Consider the following 24,537-nt stretch of genomic DNA (forward strand, 5'->3'; position numbering starts at 1 on the left):
TTGCGCCTTGAGGGAATGGCTCAGCGCGCCTGCAAGAACGCCTTGAGCCGCGCGAGCCCTTCGGCAATATCCGCAGTCGAGCGGGCATAGGAAAACCGCAGCGTCTGATGCCCGCGCACCGGGTCAAAATCAAGCCCGGGCGTGACGGCCACACCTGCCTGTTCGAGGATTTCCGCCGCAAAGGCGCGGCTGTCATCGGTCATATCCGATACATCCGCATAGACATAAAACGCTCCATCGGGCGGCGCGATCTTCGTGAACCCGGCCTCTGGCAAGCCTTCAAGCATCAGTTTGCGGTTAACCCGGTACACATCCATGTTGGCTTGCAATTCCTCTTCGGCATCCATCGCGGCAAGGGCGGCAATCTGACTGGCATGAGGCGCGCAGATGAACATGTTCTGCGCAATCCGCTCAACAACGCGCACATGATCCTCCGGGACAACCAGCCAGCCCACCCGCCAGCCTGTCATGGAGAAATACTTGGAAAACGAATTGATCACATAGGCCTCATCCGTCACCTGCAGCGCGGTGACCGCCTTGGCCTCATATTCGATGCCATGATAGATTTCGTCGGAAATGAAAGACGCACCCTGACCGGCGGCTGCGTCGATCAGACTGCCAAGCGCTGCCTTGTCCAGCATCGTTCCCGTCGGGTTTGCCGGTGAGGCGACCATGAGCCCCGCCAGGTCGCGCCCCTCAAGGTCACTGGCCACAGGTTGAAACCGGTTTTCGGGCGCTGTGGCGATATCAACGGGGCACAGGTCCAGTGCGCGCAAAATCTGGCGATAACTGGGATATCCCGGTGCGCCGATTCCAACCCGGTCGCCGGTGTCAAACAGGGCGGTAAAAGCCAGAATGAATCCACCCGAAGACCCCGGCGTGATGATCACCCGGCGCGGATCAAGATCCACGTCATACCATTCCCCGTACAGACGCGCGATACGGTCGCGCAGCGCGGGCAAGCCCAACGCCACCGTATACCCCAGCGCTTCCCGCCCCATCGCATCAGCCAATGCGGATACCGCAGCCTTTGGCGCACCGGTGCCGGGCTGGCCCACTTCCATGTGAATTATGTGGCGTCCCGCCGCCTCTGCCCGATGCGCTGCCTCCATCACGTCCATCACAATGAAGGGATCGACTGAAGAACGCCTTGAAACCCGCATGAAAACCGCTCCTTATGGTGACATGTGCTTTCATCGCGTATTCCGGCGGGCGTCAATCCCGATGCTGATCTTTTGTCTGTTTGCACAGACAGTGTCAGCGCAGGGGCTTTTGCGCGATGCGGATCTTGAATACGGGCTGAAACAACTCGCGGCCCCGGTGCTGACTGCTGCCGGCCTCAGCCCGTCGCGCGTCAAGATTCTGGTTGTCGATGACAGTTCGCTGAACGCATTTGTCATCAGCACAGACGCGATTTTCCTGCACTACGGGCTGATCAACCGCATGAGCAACGCCGCGATGCTGCAGGGTGTGATCGCGCATGAAGCGGCGCATATCGCCAATGGGCACCTCACCCGGCGGATGAACAACCTTGCCAGCGCGCGCACGGCCGCCGGGTTTGGCATAGCCCTTGCCGCTGTTGCTGCAGCAGCGGGTGGCGGCGAGGCTGGTGCGGGCGTCTTGCTGGGCACCCAAAGCTCCGCCATTAATCGCTTTTTGCGCCATACCCGCGCCGAAGAGGCCTCAGCCGATCAATCCGCCGTGCGGTTCATGCGCTCTGCGGGAATCAACCCGGCGGGCATGTCGCAGGTTCTGCAACTCTTCCGGGGTCAGGAACTGCTGGCCGAAACGCGACAAGACCCCTACACCCGCTCGCACCCCTTGTCGCGGGATCGCATACGCGCGCTCGAGGGCTATGTCGCAGCCTATGGGGATGCGCCGGTCGATAACTCCGCCGCCGACTACTGGTTTGAACGGGTCAAGGGAAAGCTCAGCGCCTATACCCGTGCGCCCAAATGGACGCTGCGCCGGCTGAACGAAAGCCCCTATCAAGACGTGCGACTGCTGCGCGAAGCCATTGCAGAGCATCGTCAATCGCGCACGAAACAGGCGCTTGCCGCGATTGACAAGGCCATCGCGCTGCGGCCCAACGATCCGTTTTATCACGACCAGCGCGGGCAAATCCTTTTTGAGACGCGCAACTTTTCCGCCGCCGCCGCGGCCTACGGGCGGGCAGTGCAACTGGCCCCCAATGATGCGCTGATCCTGTCTGGTTACGGGCGTGCGCTGTTGGTCGAAGACAACATCAGCAAGGCCCGACAGGTCCTTGAAAAGGCACGCACAATAGACTTCAGAGACGGGACGATGCTGCGCGATCTGTCGGTCGCATATGCAAAATCCGGTCAACGGGGCATGGCGTCGGTGGTGACTGCCGAACGTTACGCTTTGACGGGGCGGCTGAAAGACGCCGCCATTCACGCCAAACGGGCCGTCGATCTGTTGCCGGAAGGGTCCGGCCCTTGGCAACGGGCACAAGATGTGTTGATTGCATCCGAACGCGCCGCAAAACGGAGATAGACTATGCTGAAAAAACTACTGATGGCTTGTACCCTGAGCCTGATGAGTGCAACCGCTCCGGCGATGGCGCTCGACCTGAATGCCATGTCAGATGAAGAACGCGCACAGTTCGGCGAACAGGTGCGCGCCTATCTGATGGAAAATCCGCAGGTGATCATGGAGGCCGTCAACGCATTGGAAGAACGGCAAGCCGCAGCGCAGGCGCAGGCTGATGTCGATCTGGTCCGCCAGAATGCCGAAGCGATTTTCAACGACGGGTTTTCCTATGTCGGCGGCAATCCGCAGGGTGATGTGACCCTCGTGGAGTTCATGGATTATCGTTGCGGCTTTTGCAAACGTGCCTTTGGCGAGGTGGAAAAACTGCTCGCTGCGGATGGCAACATTCGCTTTGTCGTCAAGGAGTTCCCGATCCTCGGAGAACAGTCCCTGATTGCGTCCCGATTTGCCATTGCCACCAAACTGGAGGAAGGCCGCGACGCTTACAAACAGATGCATGATGCCCTGATGTCCTACAACGGCGACATCACCATCACGGCCCTGAGGCGCCTTGCGGATACCTTCGGCCTGAACGCGGATCAGATCGAAGCGCGTATGGATGCCGACGAGGTCACCCAAGAACTGATGGAAACGCGCGCGCTCGCGCAGCGGCTGCAGATCAGCGGCACACCGACTTTCGTGCTCGAAGATGAGATGTTGCGTGGGTTCCTGCCGATGGACCAGCTGCAAATGATCGTTGAAGAAAAACGCGGTTGATCGACCGCGTTATTCGGCCGCATCCGCATGGGCTGCCGCAGCCTCAAGCTCGGCGGCCTTTTTTTCGACCTGCTCCACGATATGCTCGATCATCTGGTCATTGTTGAGTTTGTGGCTCTGGCTGCCTGCCAGATAGACCATCCCCGACCCGGCACCGCCGCCCGTAAAGCCGACATCGGTCATCAGCGCCTCGCCCGGGCCGTTAACCACACAGCCGATGATGCTCAGGCTCATCGGCGTTCTGATATGCTCCAGACGTTTTTCGAGTGTCTCAACCGTTTTGATCACGTCAAAACCCTGCCGCGCGCAACTGGGGCAGCTGATGATGTTCACACCGCGATGACGCAAGCCCAGTGATTTCAGGATTTCGTAACCAACCTTAACCTCTTCGACAGGGTCCGCCGACAGGCTGACACGGATGGTATCGCCAATACCCATCCACAGCAGATTACCCAGCCCGATCGCGGATTTGATCGTTCCAGACACGAGGCCGCCCGCTTCGGTAATGCCAAGATGAATGGGGGCATCTGTTGCATCAGCCAGTTGCTGATAGGCCGCCGCCGCCATGAATACATCGGAGGCCTTGCAGCTGATCTTGAATTCGTGAAAATCATTGTCCTGCAGGATTTTGATGTGGTCGAGCCCACTTTCCACCATGGCATCAGGACAGGGTTCACCGTATTTATCCAAAAGATGTTTTTCGAGGCTGCCCGCATTCACGCCGATCCGGATCGAACAATTATGATCGCGCGCGGCCTTGATCACTTCTTTTACACGTTTTTCGTCGCCGATGTTGCCAGGGTTAATCCGCAGGCATGCCGCCCCCGCCTCAGCCGCTTCGATCCCTCTTTTGTAATGAAAATGAATGTCCGCCACGATCGGCACCGAAACTTCTGGCACGATCTGTTTCAGCGCCTTGGAAGAGGCTTCATCAGGAACGGAGACACGAACGATATCCGCCCCGGCGTCGGTTGCCGCGTTGATTTGATCAATCGTGGCTTTGACATCGGTGGTCAGCGTGTTGGTCATCGTCTGCACAGTGATCGGCGCGTCGCCCCCGACCGGCACGTTGCCGACCATGATCTGGCGTGATGCTCTGCGGTATATGTTGCGCCAGGGGCGTACATGATTTAGCGACATCGAAGGGACCTTTATTACTGTGCCTGTCACTTAAATTAGACACTCAGGCCCGAACCCGCAATCACCGTTTTCAATTTCATGTGCTGTTATTCTGACGCAGGTTCGATAGGGGTCTGCAGTTCAACCACGGTTGTTGCCAGCGCCTCATCGGCCGCAAGATCAGCAACCTGGTAGGTTGCCTTGAGCGCGGCCACCTCCAGTGGAATATTGGAAGTGATTGTCCCGGTCTTGCCCACCGGCCCGTAGTATTCGCCGTTCAAAGCGAAATAAATCGCACCGCTTTCACCGGTCCGCAGAAGCGGAGGTTCGCCACCAACGGGTGCGTCCCATGTCTCACCGGGCTCCATAATCGTTTCCAGTATGACCGTCCCATCCGGCGCGCTGACCCGTACCCAGGCCGGACGCACGGCAACCATACGCAGCGCGGGACCGGGCGCCTTGACAACAATCGGGACCTGCGGGTCGACAACCTGGTCCTGTTCCGCCGCCGCCAGTTCAGATTCCAGCAGCAGGCTGTCTGACAAGCGCTCGGGCTCAGGCTGTGCGGACTGTGCAAAACTGCCGACGGTGCGCGGATCCAACGTTGCAATCGGCGCATCGCGCGCGATCATAACCGGTACATCCAGAGCATCGGGCCGGAAAAGCTGGTCCAACGGGTCGATGCGCACCGCATCCCCGCCCGCCGGCAAGGCGCCGGACGCGGCCGCATCAGGAGCCGCCGCCAAAACACCATCCAGCGGATCAAGGTCTGACAGAACGATCGGGGTTTGATCTGCAGGCGCGACCTGAACGCGCTGCACCTCCTGAAGCACGGTATAGCCACCAAAACCGATTGCCGAAATCAGCGCGATCAGCACCAGCGACGAGCCGACAGCACCGGGTTCAATCCGCGACCAGAAACTCTCCCCCGCAGGGATGAAAGGCGTACCGGGACGCTTGAACATATCGTGTTCCAAGGACCGCCCGGTTTTCGGCGTTTGCTTTGTCTTTTTGATAACGGAGGCTTCGGCGGACATGCCGTGCGCGACGGTGAACCCACTTTCCTCGCAGAAGGTTTCAAAAACGTCATCGGGGTTCATGCCGAGATAGCGCGCGTAGGAGCGCACGTAGCCTGCGATAAACCCGGGCGTGTCGAAGGCGTCCGGATCGCAATCTTCGATTGCCGCGATGTAGGAGGCCTTGATCCTCAGTTCACGCTGCACATCCAGGAGAGACTTGCCCATTGTGGCCCGCTCACCGCGCATCACATCGCCAAGTCTCAGTTCGAAATCGTCAAACGCCTTGCGTTCAACAGGGTCTTCCTCACTCGCAGCTTTCCTGCGTCCAATCATAGCGTACCGCCCCGTCTTGCTCCAGCCTGCCAACCTGCCGTCGTCAGTGAAAAAGAATCGTCCCCACGATTCGTATCTGACTTGTTGTTTAGGTTAGGTTAACACAAGGCAACTCGAATTTCACCAGACCTCAGGTTAACCTGCCGCCTCGGCGCGATTTAGCGCACAATGTGACCACAGCCCGTCCATCGCACGCACCAGCGCGTCCAGCTCACGTGGTCCATGCACCGGCGACGGCGTGAAGCGCAGCCGTTCTGTTCCACGCGGAACGGTTGGATAGTTGATCGGCTGCACATAAATCCCGTGATCCGCCAGCAACATGTCGCTCAGTTTCTTCGTGTGAACCGGATCGCCGACCATCACGGGCACGATATGGCTGCCATGATCTATGATGGGCAGGCCCAACCCCTTGAGCCGCATTTTCAGAATGCGCGCCTGCAACTGATGTGCCTCGCGCAATTCAGGGCTGCGTTTGAGAAACGCAACAGAGGCAGCAGCCCCCGCCGCAATGGCAGGCGGCAAGGACGTGGTAAAGATGAAGCCCGGCGCGTAAGACCTTATGGCGTCACACATTTTCTCGGATGCGGCGATATAGCCACCCAAAACGCCATAGGCTTTCGCCAGCGTGCCGTTGATGATGTCGATGCGGTGCATCAACCCGTCCCGCTCGGCCACACCGGCACCCCGAGGCCCGTACATGCCAACGGCGTGCACTTCGTCGATGTAGGTCAGTGCGTTGAATTCATCCGCGAGATCACAAATCGCCTCGATCGGGCCGAAATCGCCGTCCATCGAATAAATTGACTCAAATGCAATCAACTTCGGCGCCGCAGGATCATCCGCCGCCAGGAGTTCGCGCAAATGTGACACGTCATTATGGCGGAAAATGCGTTTCGCGCCCCCATTCCGGCGCACGCCCTCGATCATCGACGCGTGGTTCAGCGCATCCGAATAGATAATGAGGCCGGGGAATAGTTTCGGCAAAGTGGACAGCGTCGCATCATTGGCAATATAGGCAGAGGTAAAGAGCAGCGCCGTTTCCTTGCCATGCAGATCGGCAAGCTCCGCCTCCAGCCGCTTGTGATAGACCGTTGTGCCGGAGATGTTGCGCGTACCGCCCGACCCTGCCCCGGTTGCATCCAGTGCCTCATGCATGGCGTCCAGAACGACCGGGTGCTGGCCCATGCCGAGGTAGTCATTGCCACACCACACCGTGATGTCACGCTGTTGCCCGTCGGGTTGCGTCCAGACCGCATGGGGGAACTGGCCGTTGCGCCGTTCAATATCGATGAACGTGCGATAGCGGCCTTCGTCGTGCAGACGCGCAAGCGCTTCGTCCAGCTTATCGTTATACTCCACGCGCATCTCCTGTATCGCTCACCCTTGGTCAGTTGGCACGCAACTGTTCCGAGTTCACTATAGAACAGGTGACAATTTTTCAATAACGCATGGCAGGACGCCATGTCGCAGGAGCACCCTTTGCGCAGCGCCGCGATCTGGACAGCATCCGCCTGCCTGCTAGGGTGCGCATCAGTCAATTCAGGAGAACACCTCATGTCGTTGGACGATGTCTTGTCCCGTCTCGATGCGGAAATGCCCAAAGCCACGGAACGGCTTTTCGAACTGCTGCGCATTGCGTCAATTTCAACCGATCCCGCTTACAAGCACGACTGTGAGCGCGCCGCGGACTGGCTGGTGAATGACCTGCAAAGCATGGGTGTCGCGGCCGAAAAACGCAGCACACCGGGGCATCCGATGGTGGTTGGCCACGCGGACGGACCCGGCCCGCATCTGCTGTTTTACGGGCATTACGACGTGCAACCGGTTGATCCGATTGAACTTTGGGACAATGACCCATTCGATCCGAAACTTGAACAAACCGACAAAGGCCCGGTGCTGCGCGGGCGCGGCACGGCGGATGACAAGGGCCAGTTGATGACCTTTCTTGAGGCCTGCCGCGCGTGGAAGGCGGAACACGGCAGTTTGCCCTGCAAGATCACCTTCTTTTTTGAAGGCGAGGAGGAAAGCGGCTCGCCCTCGCTCGTGCCCTTCATGAAGGAAAACAGCGACACGTTGCGCGCCGATCTGGCGCTGATCTGTGACACGGCGATGTTTGAAAGCAAAACGCCCGCGATCGTCACGATGCTGCGCGGGATGATGTCGGATGAGATCACCATCACCGGGCCGGACAAGGACCTGCATTCGGGCTATTACGGCGGCATCGCGATGAACCCCATCCGCGTGCTGTCGCGTGTCATCGCCGCCTTGCATGATGACACGGGTCGCGTCACCATCCCCGGATTTTATGACGGTGTCCCCGATCTGAGCGCAGACATGCAGGCGCAATGGGCCGGGTTGGGCTTTGATCATACCCAGTTTCTGGGTGACGTCGATCTTTCTGTCCCTGCCGGTGAGGCAGGTGTGACACCGCTTGAGATGACGTGGTCCCGCCCCACCTGCGAGGTCAACGGCATCTGGGGTGGCTATATCGGTGAAGGGTTCAAGACCGTCCTGCCCTCGCAAGCGCATGCGAAAATCAGCTTTCGGCTGGTCGGGGATCAGGACCCGCACGCGATCCGCGAGAACTTTCGCGCCATGGTCCAAAACCTCCTGCCGCCCGATTGCACCGCCAGCTTCAAGGATCACGGGGCCAGTAAGGCCTGCGTCATTGACGCCGAAGACCCCCGGTTTGACAAAGCGCTCGCGGCGCTGAGCGAAGAATGGGGCGTGCCCGCGGCCTATATCGGCGGGGGCGGCTCGATACCGATTGCCGGGCATTTTCAGGACATCCTGAACACAAAACCCCTGCTGATCGGATTCGGCAAGGATGATGATGCGATACATTCACCGAACGAGAAATATGACCTTGAGAGCTTTCACAAAGGTGCGCGCAGCTGGGCGCGAATCCTCGCGGCGCTGACCTGATGTTTGCCGGGTTCGAGGTGGGCGACGCCTTGGTCAACGGACAGTCCGTCCACTATCGCGCTGGTGGGCAAGGCGCTCCGGTGCTGTTGTTGCATGGGTTCCCCCAAACCCATGTGATGTGGCATGCGGTCGCCACGCGGCTTGCCAAAAACTTCTCCGTCGTCGCATCCGACCTCCGGGGCTATGGGCACAGCAGCAAGCCGACGGGCACGGAGGCCTACAGCTTTCGCAATATGGCCAGCGATCAGATCGCCCTGATGCATGCGCTGGGACATGACAGGTTTCATGTGGTCGGCCATGATCGAGGGGGACGTGTCGCACATCGTATGGCACTGGATCATCCAAAGGCCATACAAAGCCTGACGGTGATGGACATCGTCCCGACCCATCTCCTGCTGGATGATTTGTCCAAAGAAGTGGCGGAGGCCTATTATCACTGGTTCTTTCTGGCCCAGCCTGCCCCCTTCCCGGAAACGATGATCGGACATGATCCGGATGCGTTTTTCGAACGGTGCCTGCTCGGCTTTGGGGCGGCACAGCTGTCGGATTTTGATGCAGATGCGCTGGAGGCCTATCGTGCGGCATGGCGTAACCCCGAGACGATCCGCGCGATGTGTGCGGATTACCGTGCAGCGCTGCACGTTGATTTCACCCATGATTCGCAGGATCACGGTCGCCGCATAGATGTGCCCGCCCTTGTCCTCTTTGGGGCCGAGGGCGCCATGGCACAATCCTACAACGTCGCTGACACATGGCGCGAAAAGCTGTCCCAGATGAAAGCCCTGGCGATTCCGGGGGGGCATTTCTTCATCGACCAGTCACCGGATGAAACGCACCATGTGCTGGAGACGTTCCTGTCCGAAATCACCTGATCCCTATTGCCGCAGGATGCCGGGGGGTCTTTGACATTCCTGCGCTTCCAAAGCGTCGACCGCCCGACAGAACCCGGTCAGTGAAAAACGAGACAGTGCACATGAAAAAGGCCCCACGAGGGGGCCTTTCGAGCAGTGATGGCGCGGTTGACGGGGCTCGAACCCGCGACCCCCGGCGTGACAGGCCGGTACTCTAACCAACTGAGCTACAACCGCCCACTGCAACACGCTGCGTCGCTGCACCGTGCGTTTGGACGTAGTATTGTGACCCTGTTACCGCGTCAAGCGCCCGTTTGAAATATTTTTCCCTTTTGCGCATTTTCCTCGACTGCCGACGCCTCATTTATCCGGCAGAGGGATGAAGTCCGCATCATCTCCCGGCGGTAATTGAAAACGCCCGTGCGCCCAGTCACCCGCACGCCAGGCTTCTTTTGCGGCATCAATGCGATCTTTGGAGGAGGCGACAAAATTCCACCAGATGTGGCGCGGCCCTTCCAGCGTTGCCCCGCCAAGCAACATCAAACGCGCACCCTGCGCACCCGCCGTCAGGGATACCTTGTCACCGGATCGAAACACCAGCATCTGCCCGGCCTCGAAGCGATCACCGGCCACGGTCACGTCACCCGAAATCACGTAAACACCGCGGTCTTCATGATCATCCGGCAGCGGGATGCGCGCGCCCGCTTCCAGCAGCGCATCTGCATAAAAGGTTTCGGAAAACACCTGCACGGGTGCTGTCTCTCCATAGGCGGTGCCGAGGATCAAGCGCACCTGCTTGCCCTCACCGTCCAGCAGGGGCAGCGACGCCTTGGGCGCATGTTCAAAAAGCGCTGGCGAGTCTTCTGCCGCTTCGGGCAATGCAACCCATGTCTGAATGCCGAACAACGCATGTGGATGCGCACGCACCTCGCCGTCGGTACGCTCGGAATGGGTAATGCCGTGCCCGGCAACCATCCAGTTGACCGCCCCCGGTTCGATCCACTGGTCTGTTCCCAGACTGTCGCGGTGATGGATTTTACCCTTGTAAAGATATGTCACCGTGGCAAGTCCGATGTGCGGATGCGGACGTACATCAATCCCCTTGCCTGTGAGGAATTCTGCCGGGCCCATCTGGTCGAAAAAGATAAACGGCCCGACCATCTGCCGCCGTGGCGCGGGCAAGGCCCGGCGCACTTCGAACCCGCCAAGGTCGCGCGCTCTCGGGACGATCACCGTTTCGATGGCATCAACGGCGTCCCCAATCGGACAATCGGGGTCAAGGGCGGGGTTCCAACTCATCTTGCTCTCCTGTTCTGTCTGAAACAGAATAGCTCTGCGCACCACGGGAGCAACCGACTGATTTTAAGTGATCAAGCACATGACGTCGGACCCCGAGGGGGTATTTCGACGCTGCGAACCAGCGCCCGAAACCGTGAGGAACCCGCTGGCGGCTACTGATAGACCCTGCTTTGCACCGTCATTGCCGCCAATTCGCTGTCCGCACAGTCAGAAGATTGCCGCGCGAGTTCCGCCGCACATTCGATTAGCGCGCCGATGCGCGTGCTGTCCAAGGAACCTGCAAGTTCGAATGCCGCCAGTTCCAACAATCGCGAAGAGAGTTGCAGCGCTCTGGCACCGCGCAGGTCATCGGGGAGTGCTTCGATCTGCGAAACGAGCTTTTCAAACTGGTCGCCACAACTTGCGTCTTCACGTAACATAACTTGGGCTGCAATGGCTTTGCCATAGTGCATATCGCCGGTCCTTTTTAAATTATACCAATACCAACAGCTTATCGGTGCCATATGCAATCCAAGGAAAACAGTCAAAAAGATTATTCAACCGGAAATCAGCGGGTTTATGCCGCGCTGGCTGCATTTAAACCCAATGTGCACGTTAGTAGTGTCGCAGTGCAACGCCCTGCGCGAAGGGTTGTTTGCTTCTATGACCCTGACCTTTGATCAAGGCCAATCCGCCCTTAATTCGTCACCGGGTTTGAAGATGCGCAGTTCTGGATGCGCTATGTGACCCTAAGCGACTTGATCGCTTCTGAAGGAATAGCGCGTCACCGACTGCACAGTAGCCGGGTCGGTTTCAGGCAATCGACCCGACACGGCACGCAATTGCGTGTTTGTGCCCCGTCAACCATGGCACCGTTTGATCTATCCAGACACACCGCTTCTGCCATATTCACGGGTCCGATGATACCTGGCCGTTTCGGGTCGGGCAAAATTAGTGGACCTTACGAGCACAAATCTGAATTGGGCAAACGCGACACGTCTTTGCACATGACCCTATTGAAGAGGTTCGCGCCCGGTCGCAGACCGCCAAGCCCGACAACTGCGCAAAGCCACCTCGCTGAATTGCGCCCTGACACTTCGCACCGGACAGTATATGTACCCCGGCCATTGCCGGGTTCCTCCCAGCCTGACGACATTTTTGAATATCAACGTCGGCGCGGCGAACGATTCATGAGGCTTCGAAGAGCCCAAGCAATTGAACACAAGGGCATCTACCAGCACGCCAATGGTTGTGAAGTGGTGGGTCGTGAGAGGCTCGAACTCCCGACATCTTCGGTGTAAACGAAGCGCTCTACCAACTGAGCTAACGACCCGATGCGGTGCGTTTAGCCAAAGACAGAGCAGGCTTCAAGCCCCATTCTACAGTTTGGTTTGCAAACCGTCGGAAAGATGGAAAACAACGCCCTGCCCGCCGGGCAGGTCGGCGATCTCATGCGTCTCCATATCCAGAACGATCAGTCTCAACATCCGGGATGTGATGCCATGGGTCACCAACACAGCTGGTCCGGTGAGATCACGGAGAAATGCCGTGCATCGGTTCCTCAGCGCGTCGAACCCCTCGCCACCAGGCGCACGCTCATAAAGATCCAGCGCGCCTTCTTCGGTCTCATCCATGTGCGGATCCGTCCCCAGCTGATCCCGGCGCAGCCCCTCCCATGCGCCCACCCCAATCTCGACCAGCCGCGGGTCCGTATCAATGCGTGGGCAAAGCCCGTCAAGCGCAATCGAGGCCGTGTGGAAAGCCCGACCCTGCGGGCTGCAAAAGGCGCGGTATCCTGAAAGATCACGGGACCTGAGAATCTCATGCTGCTGCTTTGCCTGTGCGCGACCAAGGTCGCTCAACGGCGAATCCAGACTGCCCTGAATGCGAAGTTGGGCGTTCCATTCGGTCTGACCGTGTCGCAAAATATAGAGCGGTGGATACATCATGGTCCCGTGTTGCATGACCGGCTGAGGAGTTAAAGCGCCATGCGAAAACAGCGGCACATGCAAAGAGCCTGCGGCCCGCCAATTGCACGCCAGACAAGTCCAGCCCAAGCGCAGACCCCTCTATGCAACCCGCCCGACCCGACCAAGTTCGAAACAAAGGCGACGCCCGGGAATCGAGCTTTGTGAAAGGCCCGCACGCGCCACTCAATCACATGCCCAAGGCTTCCTTGTACATTTCCAACACGGCTTCCTCTTCGGCGATGTCGTCTTTGTCACGCTTGCGCATGTTCACGATCTGGCGCAGACACTTGGTGTCATATCCTCTGGATTTTGTCTCTGCATAGACCTCGCGAATCTGTTCGGCGATGTCTTTTTTCTCGCTTTCCAAACGCTCTATCCGCTCAACGAATTGTCGCAGCTCACCCGCCGTCACCTTGTAGGTTTCATTCGCTTCAATTGGGTCAGTCATCTTCGCCTCATTTGTGTTTTGCAACGTCTCATGCCCAAACATACGCTTTGGAAAAACATGACCTTTGTCTGGCGCGGCTTGCTCCGTGACATCAAGTATCGTGGGTGTCGTGCGCGCAGAAAAGTCCTGTGGTTCCTAGCGACCTGTCTTCGCCATCGCAAGCGGCTTTACACTTGAAACGGCGCAAAGCCATGTGATTTGAAACGATCGCATTGAGATTGAGTTTCATCTTGCCGCGCACTCAAAGCGCCATGTGGTTTTGCTCTGCGGCGCGGCCCCCGGTGCCGTTTGAACGGGTCCCGCGCTTTGAGCCGCTCTGCGTTATGCTGTCTCGCTCTACGTTGCGCTGAATCTGCGAAGCTGCGCGCACGGCGGGCCGGACGGTTCATCTACGGTCTCGGACGGCGCATCCGGATCTCAGCGCTTGCCTGCCAGGCCACTTCCCATTAGGTAGCGCACAGACTGACGAAGGGACTTCATAAGTGACCATTTTCGATCTCTTGATTTGGGGCGGTGCGCTTTTGTCACTGCTGGGATTATGCGGGTTGATATGGTGCATCTTTTACGTCGCGAAAGCCCGTCGCGCGAAGCTGAGCGAAGAAGATCTGCGCCAACGCCTGAAATCGGCGCTCCCTCTGAACCTCGGCTCTCTTTTCCTGTCCATCATCGGTCTGATGCTCATCATTGTCGGCATCTTCCTGCCCTGAACCTGTGGGCGCACCCGGCCCGGAAGACGCGTCGCTGACGCGCGCCGAAGCTGAAACAGGATTATCGCTTGCCGCAGCTATCAGACCCTGCATTTTGCGGCTTTGTTCATCTGGACAAGCGCGTCTGCCCGGCCTACTCAATGGGCATGGATACACGTGAAATTACCCCGAAATTTTCTGTCGCTCCGCAGATTTCACCGGATGACATGCACGATCTTGTCGCCGCCGGGTTCAAGCGGATTTTGTGCAACCGGCCCGATGCCGAAGTGCCCGTGAGCCATCAGGCGGCGTCGATGGAAGCTGCCGCTAGGGAAGCCGGTCTGGAGTTTTTCTTCTGCCCTTTGACACATCTGACCATGACGCCGGACGTCATTGCCCACAATCATGAATTGATCGCGGAGTGCGACGGGCCAGTGCTTGCCTACTGCGCCTCCGGCACCAGGTCGACGATCGCATGGGCGCTGGCGGCGGTTCAATATTCGTCGGTCGACGACGTCGTGTCAGCGGCGCGGGCTGCCGGGTACGAGATTGACAACCTGCGACCAACGCTCGAAGCGGCGGCAAATCGCTAAGGTGCCTCGCGATCCGTCAGGCGATGTTCAACTTTGGCAAGTCGCCGAGATCGGGTAGATCACCGTCAAGATCGGGGAGGTCCGGCAGGGCGGTATCGTCAAAACCTTCGAGGTCCGGCAGATCGGGCAAGTCAGGCAGGTCCGGCAGTTCGGGCAGATCCGTCAGGTTGGTTTCGTCGCCCGGTTCAAACAACGCCTCCTTTTGCGGAAGCTCAAGCTCGGGAAGGTTGAGATTGCCATAGTCGGATGCCTCTGCGTCAAGCCCTTCGTCGCTGTCCTCTGCAAGATCGCCACCGGAGGCAGGGGTTTGCAGTTGACCCAACATCAATGCACGCTTGCCATCTATCTGGCCCATTGATCCGCGCGCAACGCGTGCGCCCTCAATGGACAAAAGCTCCACCGACTCAAAAGCGTTTGCAGGAATGGAGAGCGTGTGCCCCGGCCTGAGCCTGCTCATTTCGGATAGGGACACCCGCACACGGCACAAGACCGCGGACAGTTCGGCCGTAACAGCCATCACCGATTTCTCAAGTGTCGCGGGGCTGCCGGGGTCTGCTGTTTCACTTTCACTGCTTTGCCGCTCCGGCACTGCCTTGGGCAGGGGCAGAATCAGCGAAAGCGTCGATTGTGTGATGCCGCCGGATACATCAATGGTGAGTTTCAAGACGGTATACTCCGGCTCTTCAAGAGCGAGGGCGAACAGTCGTTGGCTGTCGGCGCGCGCACCGAACTTGAAGGCGGGCAGTACGCGCTTGTCCTCCGGCGTTTCCAAAAGCCCGTTGGCGCGGATGAACAATGCATCCAGTACCGGCGCGCAAAGGGCCGCATCCGTCTCGGTCAAGGGGCGCGACGCAGACGTCGGCGGCAGCACACGCCCCATCGTCTGTTGCTGCACCAGCGCATTGACCAGATTTGCACCGATAACGGCCCCGCCGGTGACGCCCGCCGGACCATCCAGCAGTACCAGCAAACTGTCATCTTCGATTTTATCGGAGAGGTTTTCGGCCGCGCAACGCTCTTGCGTGACACCAATGACCGCGAGCGCCATGTGAAAGGCATCATCCGCAACTTTTGCCAGCCCCACGCGCAATGCCTTCGGCACGGTCATCGCCCGTGCCTGATGTTCGTGTTTTCCAACCTGCGCTTTGCGCTGCAAAACTGACATCAATCGTTCCCATACGGATCGCGCGCACCTGCACAGATGAACGCTCTTCAGCTTTGAAGAGATACGCAAGAATGGTTACCAATGCCTTTATGTATTGGAAAACGAGTTGATTTTCGACAAAGCACTTATTGTGCTGCAACAGCCTGCGCATGCGGCAGCACCACACGGAAACCGGTGCCATTCGCCTTTGCCAGATAGCTGATATCGCCGCCCAGACGTGACATGATCTCGCGGCAGATGGCCAGCCCCAGCCCGGCACCATTGCTGTCCTGCGCGCCGATACGGCTGAATTTTTCAAACAACAACTCACGCGCCTGTTTGGGTATCCCCGACCCGTTATCAACAAAGTCTATGGTGATCGCACCGTCGCGATCATTCACTTCGATTGTCAATTCCGGGTGCTGCGCCGCACAGTATTTCTGTGCATTTGTAATGAGATTTATGAACACCTGGCTGAGCCGGTCGAGATCCGTGTCAAGCGTGATCGTTTCATCAATGCGTCGCCGGTTAATTTTGATGCGCCGCGAAGAACTGGCCTGTGCCGTGGCCAAGGCGCGGTCCAACAGGTCTGACAGGGAGCCGGTTTGCCGGTTCAGCGTCACCTGCCCGTTTTCCAGCACACTCAGGTCCAGAAGGTCGTTCAACAGCCGGGTCAGGCGAATGGCTTCAACATGGATGATGTTTGCATATTTGGCCTTCTCAATGGGCCCTATGCCCTTGGCATCACGCAGAATTTCGGAAAACGACCGGATCGAGGTCATGGGCGTGCGCAATTCATGGCTGATCTGGCTGAGAAACTCATCCTTTTGGGCACTCAACTGCACCAGCTTGGTGTTTGCCTCGCGCAATTGCGCCGCCGTCTGGCTCAATTCACGTGATTTCGCTTCGAGCCTGCTGGAATATTCCAGCATCTGCGCAGATTCGTCCGCAACCGCCATCAAATCATGGACCGACACAGAGGTGCCCCCCACGATCTGACTGATCATCGCATGCGCGGTCGCAGCCCCCACCGAACCTGCCAACTCGCGCTCCAGACGCTGCAGGAAATCCGGTGTCGGCTCAGGCAAGGACCCTGTCAGCCCCTGCGCACGCGCCTGAGCGGCAAAAAGCTGACGCGCCTCCTGCGCGCCCAAAATCCGTTGCGCCATAATCATCAGGTCTTCGCTTTCGGCAACGGATGCATTCCATCCGCGCGCCTGACCCGAGTGTTCGAACACATTTACAAACTGCGCACCCTGCAGGCGCTCCATCGGATTGGGAAAGGTGAACAGCGAAACGGCGACAAAGGCCGACAGGTTGAACAGCAGGCTCCAGAACACCGCATGCACCATCGGGTCAAGTCCCTCGATCCCGAAAAGCGCTTGCGGGCGGAGCAATCCAAGCCCCAGCAGCCCGAATTCAAAGGTTTCAGCACTGAGCACGGCATCGGGCCCAAAACTGGGCAAAAGCATGGTAAACACCCATAGCGAAAAGCCGATCAGCAGGCCGGACAGCGCACCGTACCGCGTGGCCCCCCGCCAGAGAATCCCGCCGATCATCGCCGGAAGGAACTGCGCAACGCCGGCAAAGGAAATCAAGCCAATGGCCGTCAGCGCGCCCGAGCCGCCCGACAGTTTGTAATAGATATAGCCAAGGCTGATGATGCCCATGATCGACAGGCGTCGGGACAGGATCACCGTTTCGCGCACGTCGCCGGACTGGCTTGCCCCGCCGCGGTGGCGGTAGAGGAAAATCGGCATGACCAGATGATTCGACACCATCGTGGAAAGCGCCAGCGTGGCCACGATGACCATGGACGTCGCCGACGAAAAGCCGCCCAGAAAACTGAGCATGGCCAGACCTTCGCGCCCCTCACTCAAAGGAAGGCTCAGCACGAAGAGGTCCGGGTTGGAGCCTTCGGGCAGCATATCAAGACCGATGACGGCAATCGGCACGACAAAAAGGCTCATCAGCATCAGGTAGAGCGGGAAAGCCCAGCTCGCGATCTGCAGGTGCCGCTCATCGTCGTTTTCCACGATCATCACCTGAAACATGCGCGGCAGACAAAGGAACGCTGCCGCAGACAGGAAGGTCAGCGTGGCCCAGCGACTGCTGTCGGTTTGCCAGCTGCCCAGATCAGAAGCGTCGATCCGTGCGAGTGTCTCGGAGATACCCCCGGCCAGTCCCCAGACCACAAAGACGCCCACCGCAAGCAGGGCCAGCAGCTTGACCACAGCCTCCACAGCGACGGCGATCACAACGCCGTGGTGCCTCTCGTTCACATTCAGGTTGCGCGTTCCGAAAAGTACCGTGAAAACCGCCAGCCCGACCGCAATCCAGAAGGCAGCGTCCTTGGCATCAATGGTGCTGACATCCACACCCTGTTCGGCGGCGGCGAAAAACGACAGCGACAGGGTCACTGACTGCAGTTGCAGCGCAATATAGGGTGTCACGGTGATCACGGCCATGATCGTGACCACGATGGCGAGGGTGTTGGACTTGCCAAACCGGGAAGAGATCAGATCGGCGATGGAGGTCACTTTGTGGCTGCGCCCGATGCGCACCAGCCTGCGCAAAATCCACCACCAGCCGAGGATCACGAGGCTGGGCCCCAGGTAGATGGTCACATATTCAAGCCCCGAGCGCGCCGCATTTCCGACCGCGCCATAAAAGGTCCAGGCCGTGCAATAGATCGAAAGCGAGAGCGTATAGACCAACGGGGAGCGCAGCAGCCAGTCGCCCCGCCCTTGCGTCCCTGCCCGTTCCGCAATGAAGGCGACGAAAAACAGGATCGCCACATAGGCCAGACACACCGCAATCAGCAGGTTCACAGAGGTCAATGCACGTCCTCCGCGCCGGTATCGCTGCCTTCTGGTCGGCGCAGGCGAAACGCCAGAACCGCAGAAATCGCGATCAGCGCCGCCCAGACCCCGAAGATGTAAAAGAGCGCGCGGGACATGGCCAGCGTCTGCGCCCCTGCGGACGGATCATTGGGCCAGAGCGCCGGGATCAGCCAGAGCACCACCCCGAGCACCGTCAAGAGCCGCAGTGCATCCATCATCCGACGTCGCCGGTAAACACCTCGCTCCAGAAACAGTGGCAGCGGGTCGCGCGCCATGGCGTCAGCCTTTCTGTTGATGAACGTAGAGCAGATCCCGCACAGCGGTGAGCACCTCGGCATTGGAGAACGGCTTGGTCATGAAGCGGCTTACACCCGCTTTCTCGGCCATCTCCCTGTCCCGGCTCTGGCCACGGGCGGTGAGCATCAGAACCGGCAGATCGGCGGTTGCGTCATCTGCGCGCAATTCCTCGAGAATATCAAACCCGCTCTTGCCCGGAAGCATCACGTCCAGCACAACCAGATCCGGTTGCAATGCCCGTATGGTCTCGGATGCATCCGCACCGTTGCTATGGGTATCCACCTGAAATCCTTCGCGCGTGAGCAAAAAGCGGATCGCCTCGATGATGTTCAACTCATCCTCGACCAAAAGTACGTGTTTGCTCATGCGTCCCTCCTCCAAGGGTCCCCGCGCCAGATCCTTCGCAATCAAATCTGCCCAAGGGGATGAACCAGTTATTCTAGGTTTTTGTGGCCATGTCAAAACCGCTTTGCCCAACCTTTGGCATCGCGTTCCGGCATGGGGTGCGCAACGGCGATCGCGCGCGCTTTGAACCCGGATTTCAAGCTAAAGCCCCGCCATCAGAATGGACGGCTCGCGCCTGCCCGGGCACTCTGCCTTGGGACACACACCGCAGGTTGAACCAACCTCAAGAGCACCGTCATCCGCCGGGGCGGAATTGGCGATCAGCAACATATTGGCCTCAATCAGCGGCGGCGCGTTATACTGTGTCTCTCCGACAACCTCTGCCACGGCAAAGCAGTCAAAATGCGCCCGGCCCCGTCCCAGTTGCACCAATGGTGTCCGGATCACTTGACCGGGCTGGCACAGCGCGGAAAACAACGGCCAGAGCGCGCAGGCTGCACCAAAACGCGGCATCACCATCTGACCGACGGATTTGCGCAGCAAAATACTGCCCGCTCGGTCACAGATGACCAGCCCGGTTTCAAAAGCAGCGCTGGCCGCGATGCGGCGCAAGACAACCGCCACTGGTGCATCAAGGCGTGCGGCCAATGCAAGCGGCTCAAGGCCAACCTTTTCCAGCGCCGCATCAAGGGCGGGCATGGGCACTTTCGCGGCATCCGCCTGCATTCTGACCAGCATCCCGCGCGCAAGGGCCCGCGCGGTCGAACTGCGCAGATTGTCCGCCCTTGCAATCACATCGTCAACGGAATGCTCCCCCGTTTCCAGCGCTTTGAAATGATAGTTGTGATGGGCCAGAAAGGCATCGACTTCTTCCTGCGGGCTGTTGGCGACGGTTGCTTCGTCCTGCCCGGCTTCGAAGTAATTCACCAAGGCCTTGGAGCTGTCTGCCAGTCGCTTGCTGTCCTCATTGAGGTTCGAATGAAAGCGGTCGCGCCACTCCGCCTCAATGTCCTTTTCCTCGGCCAGGATCGAGGCGGTGGAACGGATCGCCGCGGCAGTGGAGAGCAACTCATGCACCGACGCTGCGAGCTTGGGGTCATGGGTCAACCGGTCACTGAGCGCTTCGACGGTCCGCTCCAGCGTGGTGATCCGCCGATGCCCGGAGGCGAGGATTTCAGCCCAGCCCGGAAAGCGGCCCGTCAATTCATCCGCGCGCGCCACCTCGGCGGCGGTCAGGTTGGCCGCCTTGGCCGCTTCGCGCAATGTGGCGATGAGCGCAGCTTCGGCACCTTCCGTCAGCATCGACGGCTCGACCCCAAGGACGCGCGCGATATCCAACAGCAGCTTGCCGCCGATTCTGCGCCGGTTATGCTCGATTAAGTTGAGATATGAGGGCGAGATTCCAAGCGCACGTGCAAGATCCGCCTGTTTCAATCCGGCGACGGAGCGCCGTTCTCGGATCCGGCTTCCTGTCAGTCCCTCGCGTGGCATATGGCTCCTCTGGCTAAAGCTGGGTCAATTCAATGGCTTTCTGCACCGCAACATTATAAAATTTACAAACACCCTGCACTATTTGTGCAGTTATTTACAAAATAATTGTTCATTTCAAGGCACTTGTTGCGCAATTTTCTCTTGCTTGGCACGGTAAACACTGCACTTAAGTGCTCTATACGCGGGCAGTCTGCAATTATTCCCGCCCAGCGTGTGATAAACCTATTGGGAGGATCTTCATGTCCAAATCGAACTTTACACGTCGTGGTTTGCTCAAGACCAGCGCCGTGGCCGGGGCCGCTGGCCTGACACTGCCGACATATCTGCGCGCAGACGGCCATTCCGGTTTTACGAATGCGCCTCAAGGCGACACCGTCACGCTGGGCTTCAACGTGCCACAATCCGGCCCCTATGCGGATGAGGGTGCGGACGAGTTGCGCGCCTATGAGCTGGCCGTCGAACATCTGAATGGCACCGGTGCTGACAACGGCATGCTGGAAACCTTCAGCTCAAAGGCGCTGACCGGAAACGGTATTCTCGGCAAGAAAGTCGAATATGTCACAGGCGACACGCAGACAAAATCCGACGCGGCGCGCGCTTCTGCCCGCTCGATGATCGAAAAAGACGGCGCTGTCATGATCACGGGTGGCTCGTCCTCCGGTGTGGCCGTAGCGGTACAGGCTCTGTGTCAGGAAGCTGGCATCATCTTCATGGCGGGCCTCACGCATTCCAACGACACGACCGGCAAGGACCGCAAGGCAAATGGCTTCCGCCATTTCTTCAACTCCTACATGTCCGGTGCGGCGCTGGCCCCTGTTCTGGCGGCCAACTACGGCACAGACCGCAAGGCCTATCACCTGACCGCCGACTACAACTGGGGCTACACCACAGAAGAAGCGGTGAAATCCTCGACCGAGGCCATGGGCTGGGAAACCGTCAACACGGTTCTGACACCGCTGACGCAGACGGACTTCTCCTCCTATATCGCGCCGGTGCTGCAATCGGGCGCGGACGTGCTGGTTCTGAACCACTACGGCGGCAACATGGTCAACTCGCTGACCAACGCGGTTCAGTTCGGCCTGCGTGACAAGATGGTCAACGGCAAACAGTTCGAAATCGTCGTACCGCTCTATTCCCGCCTGATGGCGAAAGGTGCGGGTGCCAACGTCAAGGGCATCTTTGGCTCGACAAACTGGCACTGGTCCCTGCAGGACGAAGGCTCCAAGGCATTTGTCAAATCCTTCGGCACGAAATACGGCTTCCCACCCTCACAGGCGGCACATACCTGCTATGTGCAGACACTGCTTTATGCGGATGCGGTGGAGCGCGGTGGCTCGTTCAACCCATGTTCGGTTGTGGAAGCGCTGCGCGACTTCGAATTCGACGGCATGGGCAACGGCCCGACGCTCTATCGCGGCGAGGACCATCAGTGCTTCAAGGACGTGCTGGTCGTGAAGGGGAAGGAAAACCCCTCCTCCGAATTCGACCTTCTGGAGATCGTCGAAGTCACACCGGTCGAGCAGGTCACATATGCCCCCGATCACCCGCAATTCGCGGGCGGCAACATGGGCACATGCAATCCCGGCGCATAAGCGCAACCAAAACACATACCGGGCGGCGGCACTCGCCGTCCGGCCTTCCCGTGATACGGGACCAATTCGCTTCATGAAGGTGGGACCATGGACGCATTACTCCTGCAAATCCTCAACGGCCTGGACAAAGGGTCTGCCTATGCGCTGATCGCACTGGGTCTGACATTGATCTTCGGCACGCTTGGTGTCGTGAACTTCGCGCATGGCGCCCTGTTCATGATCGGCGCATTCTGCGCGGTGACACTCAGCCGTCTTTTGAACCTCAGCCATGAGGTCGCGGTACCGGGAGAGGTTGACTTCCTCGGCAACCCGATGATGCGCGATGTGCCCTATATCTATGACATCTTCGGAGAGACGATGGGCGCCAGCATCATCGACTGGTCGGTGCCGCTGTCGATCCTCTTTGCGATCCCGATCATGGTTGGCATCGGCTTTGCCATGGAGCGCGGGCTGATCAAGCATTTCTACAAACGCCCCCACGCGGATCAGATCCTCGTCACCTTCGGTCTTGCCATCGTTCTGCAGGAGATCATCAAGTACTTCTACGGTGCGAACCCGATCCCCACCCCTGCCCCTGCGGCCTTCACGGGGTCGTTTGATTTCGGTGCCATGCTGGGCTTTGACCCCAACACGATCATCTACCCCTATTGGCGTCTGGTTTACTTTGCCTTCTCCGCCGTCATCATCGGTGCCGTCTTTGCATTCCTGCAATTTACCACCTTCGGCATGGTCGTGCGAGCCGGCATGGCGGACCGCGAAACCGTGGGCCTTCTGGGCATCAACATCGACAAGCGGTTCACCATCATGTTCGGGATTGCAGCCGCCGTCGCGGGGCTTGCAGGTGTGATGTATGCCCCGATCAACTCGCCCAATTACCATATGGGCATGGACTTTCTGGTGCTCAGCTTCGTGGTCGTCGTTGTGGGCGGTATGGGGTCGCTGTCCGGTGCGGTGCTCGCCGGCTTCCTGCTCGGCATACTGGAGAGCTTTGCCTCCATGGCCATCGTGCTCGAGACGCTGCCCGGCATCAACCAAATCATCATCTATCTGGTCGCAATCATCATCTTGCTTACCCGTCCACGCGGACTCATGGGGCGCAAGGGCGTGATGGAGGAATAATCACATGTTCGGACTTACAAAGAAAGACACGACGCTGCTGTTGATCGTCGCCTGTCTCACCATGTTCGCCCCCTTCATTCTGAACCCCTTCCCCGAAGGCTCCGCGATGGCGCAGTTCAACGCGGGCTATCCGGACCTGATGCAACGGCTGGTGATCTTTGGCATCTTTGCCATCGGGTTCAATATCCTCTTTGGCCTCACGGGCTACCTCAGCTTTGGCCATGCGGCGTTTCTCGGTGTCGGCTCCTATGCGGCGATCTGGATGATGAAGCTGCTGACCATGAACGTGATCCCGGCGATCATGGTCTCTGTGCTGATCGCCGGTCTGTTTTCGCTGCTGGTGGGGTGGATATCGCTGCGCCGCTCCGGCATCTACTTTTCGATCCTGACGCTGGCCTTCGCGCAGATGTCCTATTCGCTGGCCTATTCGGTGCTGACGCCGATCACCGGTGGTGAAACCGGGCTGCAGCCCAAGGTCAACGACCCGCGCATCCTTGATAGCGCGCTGGAGCCCGGTCAGAACCCGCGCGCCAACCTCTTCGGTCTGGAAATGAACCAAAGCTATGAACTGGCGATGGGCGGCTGGGTCTTTACCTTCAACGCCGGGTATTACATCGCGGCCCTTGTCATGCTGCTGGCGTTCTACCTGTCGATCCGCATCTTCCGCTCGCCTTTCGGGATGATGCTGCGGGCGGTCAAATCCAACCAGCAACGGCTGAACTACACCGGCCTGAACGCAAAACCCTACACGCTGGCGGCTTTTGTCATCTCCGGCATGTATGCGGGGCTGGCGGGCGGATTGCTGGTGGCGATGGATACGCAGGTGGGCGCGGAACGCATGTTCTGGACAGCTTCCGGCGAGGTGGTTCTGATGACCATTCTCGGCGGTGCCGGGACGTTGATCGGGCCGGTCCTTGGTGCAGGGTTCATCAAATATATGGAAAACATCGTCTCCAAGATCAACAAGACCGTTCTGGAGCAGTGGTTTGCCTTCATGCCTGACGGGATCGAGGATTTCATCATCACGATCGTCTACCCCTTTGTGGGCAAAGGCTGGCACCTCACGCTTGGGCTGCTCTTCATGATGGTGGTGATCTTCCTGCCCGGTGGTCTTGTTCAGGGCGGTCAGAAAGTCGCGGGTCTGTTCCGGCGCAAGAAACCCGCCGATGACAAGCCTGATGGCAAAACAACACCTGCGGAATAAGGAGACGACG

22 protein-coding genes and 2 tRNA genes are annotated in these 24,537 nt (G+C 58.8%); 9 read left to right on the plus strand and 15 right to left on the minus strand.

The genetic code is table 11. The annotated features are described in order from the left end of the window. Positions 1–20 precede the first annotated feature (20 nt). Positions 21–1,163, minus strand: a complete 1,143-nt coding sequence (locus RD1_RS12975; protein WP_011568966.1) for a pyridoxal phosphate-dependent aminotransferase — start codon at positions 1,161–1,163, stop codon at positions 21–23. Here RD1_RS12975 and RD1_RS12980 point away from each other — a divergent pair. Next, on the plus strand, positions 1,162–2,517 hold the full coding sequence (locus RD1_RS12980) for a M48 family metalloprotease (protein WP_011568967.1): 1,356 nt from the start codon (positions 1,162–1,164) through the stop codon (positions 2,515–2,517). The two genes, RD1_RS12975 and RD1_RS12980, sit on opposite strands and share 2 nt — an antisense overlap. 3 nt (positions 2,518–2,520) lie before the next feature. Then, positions 2,521–3,270 carry a DsbA family protein gene (locus RD1_RS12985; protein WP_011568968.1) on the plus strand — a complete coding sequence of 250 codons (750 nt, stop codon included), beginning with the start codon at positions 2,521–2,523 and terminating at the stop codon, positions 3,268–3,270. 9 nt (positions 3,271–3,279) lie between these two features. On the opposite strand, the gene ispG is transcribed toward RD1_RS12985, so the two are convergent. From ispG to hemA, 3 genes are all read right to left on the minus strand, one after another. Next, a complete protein-coding gene (ispG, locus tag RD1_RS12990) occupies positions 3,280–4,410 on the minus strand; it encodes a flavodoxin-dependent (E)-4-hydroxy-3-methylbut-2-enyl-diphosphate synthase (protein ID WP_044033137.1) in 1,131 nt (376 codons plus the stop codon). An 86-nt stretch (positions 4,411–4,496) separates the two neighbouring features. Further along, entirely contained in the window at positions 4,497–5,741 is a 1,245-nt protein-coding gene (locus RD1_RS12995; RefSeq protein ID WP_011568970.1) for a helix-turn-helix domain-containing protein, read from the minus strand. Positions 5,742–5,876: 135 nt separating this feature from the next. After that, positions 5,877–7,100 carry a 5-aminolevulinate synthase gene (hemA, locus tag RD1_RS13000; RefSeq protein WP_011568971.1) on the minus strand — a complete coding sequence of 408 codons (1,224 nt, stop codon included), beginning with the start codon at positions 7,098–7,100 and terminating at the stop codon, positions 5,877–5,879. A 195-nt stretch (positions 7,101–7,295) separates the two neighbouring features. Between hemA and RD1_RS13005 the strand changes: the two genes are divergently transcribed. Further along, entirely contained in the window at positions 7,296–8,666 is a 1,371-nt protein-coding gene (locus RD1_RS13005; RefSeq protein WP_011568972.1) for a M20/M25/M40 family metallo-hydrolase, read from the plus strand. After that, positions 8,666–9,538: an alpha/beta fold hydrolase gene (locus RD1_RS13010; protein ID WP_011568973.1), complete on the plus strand. Its 873-nt coding sequence runs from the start codon at positions 8,666–8,668 to the stop codon at positions 9,536–9,538. Before RD1_RS13005 ends, RD1_RS13010 begins: the two co-directional genes overlap by 1 nt. A 139-nt stretch (positions 9,539–9,677) precedes the next feature. On the opposite strand, the gene RD1_RS13015 is transcribed toward RD1_RS13010, so the two are convergent. The 6 genes from RD1_RS13015 to RD1_RS13040 form a co-directional block, all read right to left on the minus strand. Then, positions 9,678–9,754 (minus strand) — tRNA-Asp (locus RD1_RS13015). Positions 9,755–9,877: 123 nt separating this feature from the next. Next, entirely contained in the window at positions 9,878–10,816 is a 939-nt protein-coding gene (locus RD1_RS13020) for a pirin family protein (RefSeq protein ID WP_011568974.1), read from the minus strand. Positions 10,817–10,968: 152 nt separating this feature from the next. Next, the gene (locus RD1_RS13025) at positions 10,969–11,268 is read right to left on the minus strand and encodes a hypothetical protein (protein ID WP_105880259.1); all 300 of its coding nucleotides are present in this window, start codon (positions 11,266–11,268) and stop codon (positions 10,969–10,971) included. A gap of 784 nt (positions 11,269–12,052) precedes the next feature. Further along, positions 12,053–12,128 (minus strand) — tRNA-Val (locus RD1_RS13030). 46 nt (positions 12,129–12,174) lie between these two features. Further along, positions 12,175–12,744 carry a histidine phosphatase family protein gene (locus RD1_RS13035; RefSeq protein ID WP_011568976.1) on the minus strand — a complete coding sequence of 190 codons (570 nt, stop codon included), beginning with the start codon at positions 12,742–12,744 and terminating at the stop codon, positions 12,175–12,177. A gap of 208 nt (positions 12,745–12,952) precedes the next feature. After that, positions 12,953–13,213, minus strand: coding sequence for a DUF2312 domain-containing protein (locus RD1_RS13040; protein ID WP_044033466.1), 261 nt, complete (start codon positions 13,211–13,213; stop codon positions 12,953–12,955). A 482-nt stretch (positions 13,214–13,695) separates the two neighbouring features. Here RD1_RS13040 and RD1_RS13045 point away from each other — a divergent pair, with 482 nt between their 5' ends. Continuing rightward, positions 13,696–13,920, plus strand: coding sequence for a hypothetical protein (locus RD1_RS13045; protein WP_011568978.1), 225 nt, complete (start codon positions 13,696–13,698; stop codon positions 13,918–13,920). Positions 13,921–14,066: 146 nt separating this feature from the next. After that, on the plus strand, positions 14,067–14,492 hold the full coding sequence (locus tag RD1_RS13050; protein WP_011568979.1) for a TIGR01244 family sulfur transferase: 426 nt from the start codon (positions 14,067–14,069) through the stop codon (positions 14,490–14,492). Positions 14,493–14,508: 16 nt separating this feature from the next. Here the strand turns inward: RD1_RS13050 and RD1_RS13055 are convergent, their stop codons facing one another. The 5 genes from RD1_RS13055 to RD1_RS13075 all read right to left on the minus strand — a co-directional run bounded on the left by RD1_RS13055 (position 14,509) and on the right by RD1_RS13075 (position 20,612). Next, positions 14,509–15,657 carry a FliM/FliN family flagellar motor switch protein gene (locus tag RD1_RS13055; RefSeq protein WP_011568980.1) on the minus strand — a complete coding sequence of 383 codons (1,149 nt, stop codon included), beginning with the start codon at positions 15,655–15,657 and terminating at the stop codon, positions 14,509–14,511. Positions 15,658–15,782: 125 nt separating this feature from the next. Next, positions 15,783–18,476, minus strand: coding sequence for an ATP-binding protein (locus RD1_RS13060; RefSeq protein WP_044033138.1), 2,694 nt, complete (start codon positions 18,474–18,476; stop codon positions 15,783–15,785). Beyond that, positions 18,473–18,754, minus strand: a complete 282-nt coding sequence (locus RD1_RS13065; protein WP_011568982.1) for a hypothetical protein — start codon at positions 18,752–18,754, stop codon at positions 18,473–18,475. Before RD1_RS13065 ends, RD1_RS13060 begins: the two co-directional genes overlap by 4 nt. Positions 18,755–18,758: 4 nt before the next feature. Then, complete coding sequence (locus tag RD1_RS13070; RefSeq protein WP_011568983.1) at positions 18,759–19,142, minus strand: response regulator transcription factor; 384 nt, start codon at positions 19,140–19,142, stop codon at positions 18,759–18,761. 180 nt (positions 19,143–19,322) lie between these two features. Further along, positions 19,323–20,612: a helix-turn-helix domain-containing protein gene (locus tag RD1_RS13075; protein ID WP_011568984.1), complete on the minus strand. Its 1,290-nt coding sequence runs from the start codon at positions 20,610–20,612 to the stop codon at positions 19,323–19,325. Positions 20,613–20,851: 239 nt separating this feature from the next. On the opposite strand from RD1_RS13075, the gene RD1_RS13080 reads away from it, so the two are divergent. The 3 genes from RD1_RS13080 to RD1_RS13090 all read left to right on the plus strand — a co-directional run bounded on the left by RD1_RS13080 (position 20,852) and on the right by RD1_RS13090 (position 24,527). Next, a complete protein-coding gene (locus RD1_RS13080) occupies positions 20,852–22,204 on the plus strand; it encodes a substrate-binding protein (RefSeq protein WP_011568985.1) in 1,353 nt (450 codons plus the stop codon). An 87-nt stretch (positions 22,205–22,291) separates the two neighbouring features. Continuing rightward, positions 22,292–23,323: a branched-chain amino acid ABC transporter permease gene (locus RD1_RS13085; RefSeq protein ID WP_011568986.1), complete on the plus strand. Its 1,032-nt coding sequence runs from the start codon at positions 22,292–22,294 to the stop codon at positions 23,321–23,323. A 4-nt stretch (positions 23,324–23,327) separates the two neighbouring features. After that, positions 23,328–24,527: a branched-chain amino acid ABC transporter permease gene (locus RD1_RS13090; protein WP_011568987.1), complete on the plus strand. Its 1,200-nt coding sequence runs from the start codon at positions 23,328–23,330 to the stop codon at positions 24,525–24,527. Positions 24,528–24,537: the final 10 nt, after the last annotated feature.

It is taken from the genome of Roseobacter denitrificans OCh 114 (assembly GCF_000014045.1).
Lineage (GTDB): Bacteria > Pseudomonadota > Alphaproteobacteria > Rhodobacterales > Rhodobacteraceae > Roseobacter > Roseobacter denitrificans.